The organism is uncultured Marinococcus sp., from assembly GCF_947493875.1.
GTDB lineage: Bacteria > Bacillota > Bacilli > Bacillales > Marinococcaceae > Marinococcus.
Genome location: NZ_CANLSU010000003.1, coordinates 18,555 through 31,181 on the forward strand (window position 1 = coordinate 18,555; position 12,627 = coordinate 31,181).

9 protein-coding genes and 1 pseudogene are annotated in these 12,627 nt (G+C 46.8%); 7 read left to right on the forward strand and 3 right to left on the reverse strand.

What is annotated here, in order from left to right:
• Positions 1–11 precede the first annotated feature (11 nt).
• Positions 12–1,730, reverse strand: a complete 1,719-nt coding sequence (locus tag Q0757_RS05725) for a gamma-glutamyltransferase family protein (RefSeq protein ID WP_298785421.1) — start codon at positions 1,728–1,730, stop codon at positions 12–14.
• A gap of 428 nt (positions 1,731–2,158) precedes the next feature.
• Here Q0757_RS05725 and Q0757_RS05730 point away from each other — a divergent pair, with 428 nt between their 5' ends.
• On the forward strand, positions 2,159–2,986 hold the full coding sequence (locus tag Q0757_RS05730; RefSeq protein ID WP_298785422.1) for a dihydrodipicolinate synthase family protein: 828 nt from the start codon (positions 2,159–2,161) through the stop codon (positions 2,984–2,986).
• Positions 2,987–3,047: 61 nt separating this feature from the next.
• On the opposite strand, the gene Q0757_RS05735 is transcribed toward Q0757_RS05730, so the two are convergent.
• Positions 3,048–4,463 carry a PLP-dependent aminotransferase family protein gene (locus tag Q0757_RS05735; protein WP_298785423.1) on the reverse strand — a complete coding sequence of 472 codons (1,416 nt, stop codon included), beginning with the start codon at positions 4,461–4,463 and terminating at the stop codon, positions 3,048–3,050.
• Positions 4,464–4,574: 111 nt separating this feature from the next.
• Between Q0757_RS05735 and gabT the strand changes: the two genes are divergently transcribed.
• From gabT to Q0757_RS05765, 6 genes are read left to right on the forward strand one after another with little or no spacing between them, the layout of a single operon-like run.
• Positions 4,575–5,882: a 4-aminobutyrate--2-oxoglutarate transaminase gene (gene gabT, locus Q0757_RS05740; RefSeq protein WP_298785424.1), complete on the forward strand. Its 1,308-nt coding sequence runs from the start codon at positions 4,575–4,577 to the stop codon at positions 5,880–5,882.
• Positions 5,883–5,903: 21 nt separating this feature from the next.
• Positions 5,904–7,298, forward strand: coding sequence for an NAD-dependent succinate-semialdehyde dehydrogenase (locus Q0757_RS05745; protein ID WP_298785425.1), 1,395 nt, complete (start codon positions 5,904–5,906; stop codon positions 7,296–7,298).
• Between the two features lie 31 nt (positions 7,299–7,329).
• Positions 7,330–7,509, forward strand: a complete 180-nt coding sequence (locus tag Q0757_RS05750; protein ID WP_298785426.1) for a hypothetical protein — start codon at positions 7,330–7,332, stop codon at positions 7,507–7,509.
• Positions 7,510–7,523: 14 nt separating this feature from the next.
• Positions 7,524–9,116 carry a sodium:solute symporter family protein gene (locus Q0757_RS05755; RefSeq protein ID WP_298785427.1) on the forward strand — a complete coding sequence of 531 codons (1,593 nt, stop codon included), beginning with the start codon at positions 7,524–7,526 and terminating at the stop codon, positions 9,114–9,116.
• Between the two features lie 22 nt (positions 9,117–9,138).
• A complete protein-coding gene (locus tag Q0757_RS05760) occupies positions 9,139–10,365 on the forward strand; it encodes a Zn-dependent hydrolase (protein WP_298785428.1) in 1,227 nt (408 codons plus the stop codon).
• Positions 10,366–10,380: 15 nt separating this feature from the next.
• A complete protein-coding gene (locus tag Q0757_RS05765) occupies positions 10,381–11,649 on the forward strand; it encodes an ArgE/DapE family deacylase (RefSeq protein WP_298785429.1) in 1,269 nt (422 codons plus the stop codon).
• Between the two features lie 138 nt (positions 11,650–11,787).
• Here the strand turns inward: Q0757_RS05765 and Q0757_RS05770 are convergent.
• A pseudogene (locus Q0757_RS05770) lies at positions 11,788–12,561 on the reverse strand (MBL fold metallo-hydrolase).
• Between the last annotated feature and the right edge of the window lie 66 nt (positions 12,562–12,627).

The window sequence follows — 12,627 nt, forward strand, 5'->3', positions numbered from 1 at the left end:
GCAAGCCTTATTTACTCTGAAGCACTGCTCTGCCAGTCTGCTTCCCGCCTCTGGTCTCGGGCCCCGGACAGCTCCCCGGTCTCCTGGTCCAGGGCTAACGCCTGAATCGACCCAAAGTAGAGCGGCGTCGGCTGTTCACTTATATCCTCGTACCCAATCGCAAGCAGCTCCTCGCGCTGCTGCGCTTCAGGCATTTCTTCCATCACCAGCTCGTCACCATCCAGATGAAAGCGCGGGGCTTCGACCGCTTCCTCGAGACTGGCATCATTTACCGTCCAGTCGGAAATCACCTGCGCGAGCATAATCGGGATCCGTTCGCCGCCCGGGCTGCCGATGCCAAGCACCGGTCCGTCGTCATTGGCCACAAGCATCGGAGACGACCAGGTTACCGAGCGCCGTCCCGGCTCCGGTTCATTGACGCTGCCTTCGCCAATATCAAACCGATCCATCTGGTTATTCAAAAAGTAACCATCGGCATATTCCCCGGATCCCCAGAAATTGGTGAGCGTATTGGTCATCGATACAAAGGTTCCGTCCTCGTCAACGACCGTAATGTGGGTCGTGTTGGGGTCTCCCGTGTAGGAGGAGGCTTCCTCCTCGGAGATCAGGCTGTCCTCGGGTATTTCCGCAGCCAGCTCCGCGTTACGTTCCGGATCCGTCAGTTCATCAACCGGCACATCGACAAAATTCGGATCGCCGTAGTCCGTTTCAATAAACTGGGAGGCGAGTCTCCAGGACATGGCGGTATCGTGGATAAAGTCCGTGCTGTCCCGTCCTGCTTCCATGCTGTCACGCTCCTCCAGCATCTGCAGCATCTGAATAACGCTGATGCCGGGGAGCGGCGGTGCAGCACCGATAATGTCGTACCCTGCATAGGTTCCAACGGATGGATCGTTCTGGCTGATCTCAAAGGCTTCAAGCGAAGCGGTGTCTATGCCTTCGATTTGAGACGCGAGCGACTGCCCGGCCTCTCCTTCATACAAAGTATCGCTTCCGTTGTCACGGATGTCGCGCAGGGTGTCGGCGAGCTCGTCCTGTTCCACGGTAGAGCCCGCTTCGAGTGGCTCACCGTCGGGGTAGAAGTGGCTGAGCTCACTGACAGGCAGCCTGCTTTCTCCCGATTCGAGCTGATCTGCAAACAGCCCGGAGACCTCCGAGCTGTCGGCGAGCGTCACGGCAGGATCAAGCAGCTCCTCCCACTCCGCCGTACCATGGTCGGCGTGGAATTTATTCATTCCGGCGGTGAAACCGGGCACGCCGATGTCAGAGGAGGGGATGCCGCCCTCGGGCACGACTTCGCGGTAATCGTATGCCTGCGGGGCTTCTCCCTGCTCCTGAATCAACACGGAACCTCCTCCGCCAATCCCGGAAGCAAATGGCTCGACCACTGAGACCGCATAGGCGGCTGCGACAGCCGCATCGGCCGCGTTTCCTCCGTTATCGAGCACCTCCATGCCGGCTTCGACCGCATCCGGATGGCCGGCGCTCACCCCGTACTCGGTGATGGGCTCATTGGACGGCCCGGATTCTTCTTCCGCTGCTTCCTCGTTTTCATTAGTCTCGGTTTCCTCTTCCGGGGGCGCGCTTTCATCTTCGCTCTCTTCCTCTGACGAGCATCCGCTGATCACTATTACGGAAAGAACGGCTGCGGCGGGGGCGAAGCGGCGGACGTGATCGAACGAGGGGGAGGGGGCTTTTTTCCGGACTGGTATCACCTTTCTGTTAGCCATGCATCATTCTCCTTTCCCGGTTCTTACTTGCTACTGCTTTGGTTCGGCAACCTCCTGCCATGCAGGAACGAAATAAGTAAAAATAAACCTTGAGTCTGGACAGTGACTGTCGATGCTTACAAGGAGTGAAAGGGAGCAGGGGAACTGGCGGGAGACGGAAATGAAATATGTATATAGCCAGCCGAGGGTTAAAAAATAGTCCTCCCCCTATAATAACATGCTTATTCCCCGAAAGTGCCTGCATCAAAAGCTTGGGAATCCAGTTTAATGAAGCCTCACGGCATAACAATATTAGCGTTGGTTTAAGAAAAGTGGAAAGATTATTAATTAATGCTGTGATAAGATTCAGGAAAGTTTAAAAAGCATTGTAGAGTTTTGAATAAAAAATGAAGACCATTATTATATTAAGAATAAAGGGAGAGAATGAGATGCTGACAGAAAAATTTCATGTCGCCGTGCCTACCGCTTTTCATGAAGATGAATCCTTAAATGTTCAAGGCACAATAAACCACATAAAAGACTTGCATGAACAAGGAGTGAAATCTGTTCTCGTCTCGGGGACTACTGGAGAGCAGCATAGTTTGAGCCTCCAGGAAAAATTTGAACTGGTCCATGCTTTAGCGCTGGAAGAAGAACTGATTAGAACTATGGAGATTATCTTCGGTGTGGCTTCGATCAGACAAAAAGAAGCAGAAATGCTGGCGGAAAAGATCAGTCATACAGAGTTATCAGGCATTATGCTTGGGTATCCGCCTTATGTTGTACCAACCCAGGAAGAAGCACTCATTTACACAAAAAGAATCGTCCATCTGAGTAATAAACCTGCGATCCTATATAATAACCCAAATAGAACGGGATTTGATTTATCAGAAAATAGTATTATTCAATTAAGTGAGATTGATGTGATAGTTGGTATAAAGGAAGCCGGAAATAAAGAAAAAGTCGGGCGGTTAAAAAAAGATATAAACCGAAAAGATTTTTACTTTTATGCAGGAGGAGAAGTGGATTTAGAAAACAAATTAATATTGGGATACGACCGTCTTTCTTCCATTGCCGGGAATGTCAACCCCGGAGAAATTAAGCGATGGTTCGAAAAAATGCTTATAAAACAAACAGTAAGTAAACAAGAAAAGGAGACAATAGAAAAAATCATGAACCAGGTTTATCAGGGCCATGCCGTAGTGAACCTGAAGAAGATCATAAACGACAAGGGAACTCCTGTGGGCATTTGTAGAAGTCCAATTGGAAATGTCTAAGCAAGAACAAAAGATGGGCATAAAATATAAGAGCATACATGCATTAAAGGGCATGCATTATTTATGAAAAAATTGAAGCTAGACGCTGAACCGCCTTTCGTATGTGATCATCCTCTAAGTTAGCGAATCCGATAATGATTTTTTTCTGCTTATTGAGAAGCAGTTCATCTCCCGAAAGGATAAAACGACGAAGCGTATATAATTCTATCTTATTTTCTTTTGCCCGCTCTTCGATCTCTTGATAGGAGAGGCTGGTCTCAATGTCCATAAGAAAATGAAGGCCGGCTGGTACATCATAAATAGCGATTCTTCCGTTAAATGTGTGCTGCAGCTCGCGAACGAGGAGTGCCCGCTTTGTTTTATAATAAGTATTCATCCGCTTGACATGTCTCCCGTATTCACCTTCATCGATGAAATACTTTAAAGTCCACAGATTGAGGCCCGAAGGCCCGTCGATCCAATCGCTGTACGCTTGGCGGTAATCCTTCAGTAATTCCGGGGGGAGCACCATATAACTGATTCGCAGGCTTGGCAGCAGAGTTTTGGAAAATGTGCCAGTATAAACGACCTGGCGGTTCCGGTCCAGACTCTGAAGGGAAGGAATGTGGTCTGTCCCGTATTTGAATTCACTATCATAATCATCTTCTACAATGTAACGGCCCGAGGAGGCGGCTGCCCAGTTTAATAGTTCGATTCTTCGATTAATAGGCATAATCGTTCCGGTGGGGAATTGGTGGGAAGGCGTTACAAAAGCCCACTGGGCGCCGCTTTTTTGAAGGCCGCGAATGGAAAGACCGTATTCATCAACGTTTACAGGATATACTGGGAACCCCATGTTATTTAACAAATGATAAAAACGCTGATAGCCGGGGTTTTCTACCGCTATAGGCTTATCTGCTGATTGCAGAGACATAAGCTTGTGAATCAGCGACTGCGTGCCAGAGCCAATAATGATTTGCTCCGGGCGGCAGCGCACCCCACGTGTCAGAGCGATCAGAGTGGCAATTGATTCACGAACTTCATACGGGCCTTGGAAGTCGGGGAGTAGCGAGAGCTGCGGCCGGTGATCTTCCACGACTTTTTGCTGGTATTTTCTCCATTTCTTGAACGGAAAATGGTTCGCGTCTGTTGTGATGTGCGAAAAAGTAATTTCCGGTGTGAAGCTTTCCTGATTATTTTTTTCTTTAAGCTCTTCCGGGAATGGATCCGTTTCTTCTCCTTTTTTGATATAACGCCCGATATCCTCTACGATATATCCCTTTCGTTCTACGCTGTATATGTAACCTTCCGCTAACAACTGTTCGTAGGCATGTGCCACCGAATTTACGCTTACTTCCAGATCCTGCGCGAGCTTTCGTTTAGAAGGCAATTTTTCGTGCTTCGAAAGCGTATCTTCAAGAATAAGGTGTTTAAGACGTGTGTAAATTTGTTTGTAGACGGCAGAATAACCGCTCCCTTTATTGATTTGAAAAAACAAATACAACTCCTCCTGAAATTTATCTGGTCCCATACTTTTTTAAAAACTGGTTCTTTTAATTGTATCAGAAAATTATCATAATTATCTATAAATTCGAAGGAGGATATTTAAATGAGTGAGAAAGCAATCCCAAAAGAAGATTTGCAGAAAAAAAGAAAAAAATACATACCTAAAGGAATCGGAAATGGAAATACCAATATAGCTGACTATGCAAAAGGGGCGGAACTCGTAGATAATGAAGGCCGGAAATGGATTGATTTTGCTGGAGCTATCGGGACATTAAATGTCGGTCACAGTCATCCTAAGGTGACAGAAGCTATTAAAAATCAGGTTGATCGTTATATACACCCGGGATTTAATGTCATTATGTATGACAGTTACATTAACCTGGCGGAAAAATTATGTAAGATAACGCCTGGTTCTTTCGATAAAATGGCAATGCTTTTTAACTCTGGAGCAGAAGCTGTGGAGAACGCGGTGAAGGTAGCAAGGAAATATACAAAGCGTCAAGCTGTCGTTTCCTTCGAACGCGGCTTCCATGGACGGACGAATTTGACTATGGGGATGACAAGCAAGGTGAGGCCGTATAAATTTAACTTTGGCCCATTTACTCCGGAAGTGTACCAGGCCCCTATGCCGTACATGTCGAATAAACCGGCACAAATGACAGAGGAGGAGTACATCGATTTCAGCATTACTCGGTTCAAAGAATTTTTCGTCACTACGATCGATCCGGAAATGGTGGCATGTATCATTATGGAACCAGTACAGGGCGAAGGCGGATTTTTGATTCCCCCAAAACGCTTTGTCTCAGAAGTGCGTCAATTCTGTAATGCTCATGGGATTGTCTTCATTGCTGATGAAATTCAAACCGGTTTCTGTCGGACAGGAAAACTTTTTGCAAGCGAACATTTCGATATTGAACCAGACGTCATGACCTTGTCGAAATCTTTAGCAGCAGGACTTCCTCTTAGTGCGGTGGTAGGGAAAGCCGAAATTATGGATGTTTCGTCTCCGGGAGAGCTTGGAGGCACGTTTGCAGGCAATCCAGTTGCATGTGAAGCAGCCCTGGCAGTAATTGATATTTTGGAAGAAGAAAACCTGAATGAAAAAGCTGAATATATCGGGGCCGTGCTGGAGGATAAATTAAAAGATCTAAAAGCTCGTCACAGCTTCCTTGGAGATATCCGCCGGCTTGGAGCAATGGTAGCTGTAGAAATTGTTGATGCAGAGAACCAACCAGATAAAGCAAGGACAGGGGCCATCACCTCCTACGCAAATAACAATGGATTGCTGCTGCTTTCTGCAGGTATAAAAGGAAATGTGGTCCGTTTTCTCACCCCGCTTGTTATTACAGATGAAGAATTGAAGGAAGGCCTGGCCATTCTCGAGCAGGCGTTTGAGGCAGCGGCAGAATAATCCAGAAGGGGAGGATAACACATGAAAGAGACGATTAAAGTGAAAAATCCGGCTACTGGAGAAGTGGTGGAGGAAATCGCTGTGACCCCAGAGACTGACGTAGAAAAAATACTCAGTCAGGGAAACGAAGCGTTTAAAACCTGGGCGGGAGTGAATGCCCATGAACGTGCTGCTCTATTAAAAGAGTGGGCCGAAAAGGTGAAAAACGAGACGGAAAACCTGGCGGAAGTAATGACGCTCGAAAGCGGCAAACCGTTAAAAGAATCACTCGGGGAGGTGGCTTACGCGGTAAGCTATATCGAGTGGTATGCAGAGGAAGCAAAGCGGGTGTACGGACGCATTGTTCCTTCTCATACAGAAAAGAAAAGGCTTGTGGTAACAAAAGAACCTATCGGTCTTGTAGCAGCGATCACTCCGTGGAATTTTCCGGCGGCAATGATGACCAGAAAAGCTGCCCCGGCTCTTGCAGCAGGCTGCACATTTGTAGTGAAGCCGTCTGAAGAAACGCCGCTTACTACAATTAGGCTCGTGGAGCTCGCGCATAAAGCGGGAATTCCAAAAGAAGCAGTGCAATACGTGAACGGCTACGGTGAAGACATTGGCCCCGTTTTCACCAGCAGCGGACTCGTCCGCAAAATCACTTTTACGGGTTCGACGCCAGTAGGTAAGAGCTTGATGAAAGATAGTGCTGACACTATGAAACATATTTCCATGGAGCTCGGCGGTCATGCCCCGCTAATCGTGGCAGAAGATGCCGACATTGAATTCGCTGTAGAACAAACCCTTGCGTCAAAGTTCCGGAACGCTGGACAAACGTGTATCTGCGCGAACCGAGTGCTCGTTCATAAAAAGGTGGCTGTTGAATTTTCTGAACAGCTGGTCTCGCGGGTTAAACAATTGAAGGTGGGGAATGGGCTTGATAAAACTGTAGACATCGGCCCTGTCATCAACATGGACGGGTATACGAAAATCCACAATCAGATTGAAGATGCGTTAAGGAAAGGCGCCCGCCTGCTTTGCGGTCATCAATATGACAAAAGCGATGAAAAAGGTTATTATTTTGTACAACCAACCGTCCTCGATCACGTAGAAGAAAAAATGAATATTATGCAGGAAGAAACGTTCGGTCCGGTTATTCCAATTACCACCTTCCGCGAGAACGCAGAAGCAGTGGAAATGGCTAACAACACCCCGTTCGGTTTAGCCGCTTACTTTTTCACCAATGATTATCGTACCGGTATCTATTTTCAGGAACAACTGAAGTTTGGCATACTCGGATGGAACGATGGAGCGCCGTCCGCTGCTCACGTGCCGTTCGGCGGAATGAAAGAGAGCGGGATGGGACGCGAAGGCGGGCTAGAGGGTATAGAGCCTTACGTGGAAACGAAATACATGTCTATTGGAGGCATTCAATAGATATGGAAATCCTTTACAAAGAGGTGGAACAATGAATGTTGAAGTTTTAATATTATTTATAAACGCCACACTGGTAACTGTTGTTTCTTCGATTGTGGTAATCGCTATTTTAAAAAAGCAATATCTTCCTGTCATCAAGGAAATGGAGAAGAAAGAAGAAGCAGAAAAAAGTAATGATTCTGAAAAGAAAGAAAATAATAACAAATATTAGCAGGGGGATTACATATGGCGGTAACTATATTTGCAGTCGTTTTATTACTTTATGTGGTCGTTGGGGCCATCGTTTCCCGTTTTGTCAAAAACAGTGATGATTTTTATACGATGGGAGGAAGGGGATCAACGATATTAATTGTCGGTACTCTGGCCGCTACATATCTGAGTGCTGCGACCCTGCTGGGTATTGCCGGGCAATCTTATGCAGAAGGGCCCCTGGTTATCGCAGCACTCGGTTCCTTTGGTGCCTGGATCGGCACCTTGCTTGCTGTCGTCTATGTGGGAAGAAGAATGAAAGCTTTAAAGTGCAAGACGATGCCGGACTTTTTTGATAAACGCTTCAACAATAAATGGGTTAGTGTTATTGCTATTATTATTATGATTGTGGGGCTCATTGGGTACGGCGTGATTCAATTCATTGGAGCAGGACTGGTGCTCAGTGAGGTTACCGGGATCAACTTTCAGCTGCTTATCGTACTTTTTACAGTAGCATTAATTGCGTTCACTGCCTTCGGTGGAATGTACGGAGTGGTAGTAACTGATACGCTTATGTTTTTCACGATGCTCGCCATCTCTGTCATCATTGCTCCGTTAATTATCGGCCAGGCCGGATTTGAGCAAATGAAAGGCCTGTCGGAAACCTTGCCGAACTACTGGACGATCGGTGGTACAGAGGAACGGTCTATCGGATGGTCGATTTCCCAGTTCCTTGTCTGGATCTTGTTCTTCACGTGCATGCCAGCACTGGTGTCCCGGGTATTTCCGGCTAAAAACGATTTTGTTATTTTGAAAGCTGCCATTATCGGCGTATTTTTTGCTCCTTTCATGCAGCTGACAGTCTTTATCGCTGCAGGCGGTATGCAAGTGCTTGAGCCAAATATTACACCTACTGATAACGCGATGATCGTCGGGTTTATGGAGTTCACTCCGCCAGCCATTGCTGGTATAGGGCTTGCAGCACTTATGGCTTCTATCATGTCTACGGCTTCTACGCTGTTTGTGCTGGTAGGTTTTGCTTTATCCAGAGACCTATATGAAAGACTCTTCGAGAAAAAAGTTAATGAAAAGCAGAGTCTTAACGCGGCGAGAATTGGCCAGCTTATTGTAGCAGTAGTCATTTGTGCTATCGCTATTTCCCGGCCTTCAGCAATTTATTGGATTTCTATCTATGCTGGTTCCATTTTCGCTGTAGGTTGGCTGCCAACTATAGTAGCTTCCTTCGAATGGAAGAAAATGAACAGTAAGGCTGCATCTATCAGCATGGTGTCAGGAACCGCCTCATTTATAGTATTCGGAGAACTCATAAGAAGTGGCGTAATGACCTTGCCTACCGGCATAGATGAACTGATGCTAGCACTTGTAGTCTCGGTTGTTTCACTTGTTGTTACAGCTCTGTTAACGAAACCGAATACGCATGAATTGAATTATTATACGGAAATGAAAAATACAAGCATGGCCAAGCAAACAATCCAGGAGCTGTTGGCACAGCCAGGTGGGCTTCAAAAAATAAAAAAACAGTATAAACAGGTGATTCAAATTTCAGTCCTGTTTACTGTGATATCTATTGTCGTGTGGGGATATTTCTTCATTAAACTTGGTCTGTAGAATCTAAGAGGTGATATAGGAGATGGAGACGCTGAATAAAATTAATGAAGCAAGATTGTTTCGAATGCTGGCCAAAAGTTCAGAAACGGGAGCGATACCCGGACAAGGACTGCGAAGATTAGCTCTTTCTGCTGAAGATAAAGAGATGAGAAATATATTCAAAGCTTGGTGTGAAGAAGCCGGTCTCATGGTAAAAGTTGATGACTTTGGAAATATGTACGGACGACGGGAGGGAAAGAAAAATCTCCCGCCAGTGGTCCTTGGCTCTCACCTGGATTCTCAGCCGGAGGGAGGACGATTTGATGGCGTGCTTGGAGTTCTGCTCGCCTTGGAAGTAATCCATTCGCTAAATGATAATGAGGTAGACACAGAGAGACCAATCGAAATAGTCAATTTTACTAACGAAGAAGGAGCAAGATTTGAACCTCCCATGCTTGGGTCCGGTGGAATAGCAGGTGTGTTTGATGAGGATTATGTTCACAGCCGGCAAGATCATGACGGCTTCAGCTTTTTGGATGAACTAAAGAAGATCGGCTATCACGGGACAAAGGAGAACAGGATAAAGGAATTTTACTCTTTTGTAGAACTTCATATTGAACAGGGACCGATTCTTGAAGATGAAAACAAACAGATTGGGATCGTAGAAGGTGTACAGGGAATTAGTTGGCTGGAAGTGGCTCTTTCCGGAGAAGCGGATCACGCAGGACCCACGCCAATGCATTTACGAAAAGATGCGTTAATGGCCGCTGCCGAAATTATGACCCAGTTGGAGTCGAAAGCCATTCAAGCAGGGGTAACAGTTACTGTGGGGAAAATTTCTGTCTCCCCGGACACGGTCAATTGTATTCCGGGTAAAGCTGTTTTCACAATTGACCTCCGGAGTGCTGACGATCAAAAGCGAAGCGAAGCAGTAAAGGAAGCAAAAAGCTGTATCCGTGAAGTTTGCCAAAAAAGAGGTGTGAAAGTAGACATAGAGGAACTGTGGGACACGGGCAAAGCTGATTTTGATAAACACATTACCAACATCATTGAAAAAAACGCAGAAAATCTCCATTATTCTTCAAAAAGACTGCTGAGTGGCGCCGGTCATGATGCCAAATATGTAAACAATCTCGGGCCGACAGCTATGATCTTTCTTCCGAGTGTTAATGGCAAGAGCCACGTGCCCTCGGAATTGACAGAGGATGATGATATTGTAAAGGGCGCCAATGTGTTATATCAAATGGCCCTTGAATTAGCCAATGAGTAGCGGGGGGAAGAATAAATGAGTATTAATAGAGAACTGATCGAAGAGAAACTAGAAGAATTATGGGACGAAGAAAAACTATTTTTGCAGACTATTGGAAGCTTCCCTAGCACATTGGGAAATGAAAAAGAAGTACAGGCCTTCATCTATAATTATTTGCAGGATATGGGTCTTGAAACAGAAGCAGTGAAAGTCGAGCCAGAGCGGCTGAGAAAATATGAAAACTTTGGCGAGCCCGAATGGTCATACGAAAACAGGCCAGTAGTCGCGGGAGTATGGAAAAGTCCAGGGCCGAAAAAAGGAAAAAGTCTGATACTGCAAAGCCATTTGGATGTGGTTAGTGCCGGGCCGGAAGACCAGTGGGGCAATGACCCTTATTCTCCTGTTACAAAAGGAAATAGTATGTATGGCAGAGGCTTACTTGATATGAAAGGCGGCTTTGCAGCGATCGTATTTGCGGTTAAAGCCCTGCGTAAGGCAGGAGTGGAGCTTGGAGCAGATCTGCAGATTCATAGCGTCATCGAAGAGGAATGTACTGGGAACGGAGCGCTCGCATTATTGGATAGAGGCTATACGGCAGACGGGGCCTTGATACCCGAACCTACCCATTTGCGGCTTATTAATTCCCAACTGGGTGTCTTGTGGCTGCGAGTAACAGTAAAAGGCGCCGGAGCTCACGTAGAGCGTGCAGAAAGTGCGCAAAATGCGATTATGAAGGCTTCCAGGCTCATGGAGTCACTTATGGAATATCGCGAGCACATTAATAGTCGTCCTAAGCACCCAGACTTTGAAAAGCACCCTCACCCGCTTAACGTAAATGTTGGTGCAGTCAAGGGTGGAGATTGGGCTTCCAGCGTACCAACGGAATGCACGTTTGAAGCGAGATTAGGATTTTATCCAGGTACTGCGCCGGAAACGGTACAAAAAGAGGTGGAGCAGTGGCTGTTAGAGGCAGCCAATGAAGATGAATGGCTAAAAACAACACCTCCGGAAATTACGTTTTTCGGTTTTGCTGCTCCAGGCTATTCTATTTCAAAAGACGAAGAGATTATGCAGGAAATGGCTGCTTCACATGCTTCTGTTACTAACGAAAAAGTAGAGCATCTTCCTTTTACGGCTACGACGGATTTGCGGGCATTTGGGGAGTTTAATATTCCCGCTACTTGCTACGGACCGGTTGGTGGCGATATGCACGCCCCAAATGAATACATTGATCTTGCGAGTTTAAAGACCGTGACACACACGATAGCTGATTTCATCACTAGATGGTGTGAAGAAAATAAGTAGGTACGAAATGCTTACTGTTTTCCAACCTGAAAATAGGACAGAATAAAAAACAGAAGCCCCGGCATAAATGTAATATGCTCAGGGGCTTCTGTTTTTTATAGTATAGTAGGGTTACAATCGATTGTTTTTGCATATACTTTAAAAACGATAAATTTTACCGTCATCCGGCACCCAAAGGTTTGCCGAGATGCCTTTTTCTTCAGCGAATGTCTTTAATTCTTCCTTTGATAATGTCCAGTGGTTCACCGCTTCCATGTGCACGGCGATAATCTTCGCGTCGGGGGCGGCCTGCTGCAATTTGTACACGTCCTCCTTGCCCATGACGAGCGAACCGCCCTCGGCGAACTGGTTGTCGCCCGCATTGACCACAATGATATCCGGCTGCTGAAGGTTTACCGCCTCCTGGACGCCCTCGTACCAGACGGTGTCACCGGCTACATACAGCGTCTGCTCCGATTCGTGGCTGAACACAACGCCGCAAACCGGTCCGGTCATTTCAAGGATGTCGCCGCGGCCATGCTCGCCCTTCGTTTTGCTTAAGCTGATCCCTTCGAAGACGGTGTCTTCATGCAGCACCTAGACGTTCTGAAAGCCCTCGTTCCGGATAGTCTCCGCCTCGTCGGCATTCTGGGTAAACAAAGGAAGATCCTTGGCCAAAGCTTCTTTTGCGGCCTCGTCCCAATGGTCCTGGTGGGTGTGCGTGACGATCACCGCATCAATGCCTGCGGTAATTTCCTCCAGTGCAACCGGCAGCCCGGCGACGGGGTTGTTCTGGTCGCCGTCCGGTGCGTGGGGAGCCGGGTTCGGCAGCGGTGGGTAGGCGCCTTTTTCCCCTAAATACGGATCGATCAAAAACTTTTTGCCGGCGTATTCGACAATGAGCGTAGCGTTTCGGATCTGATGGATGTTCATCTGACAAAACTCCCTTTACGTGAAAAATTTAATCGCGTCCTGTTTATTGTAACCGAAACCCGCCTG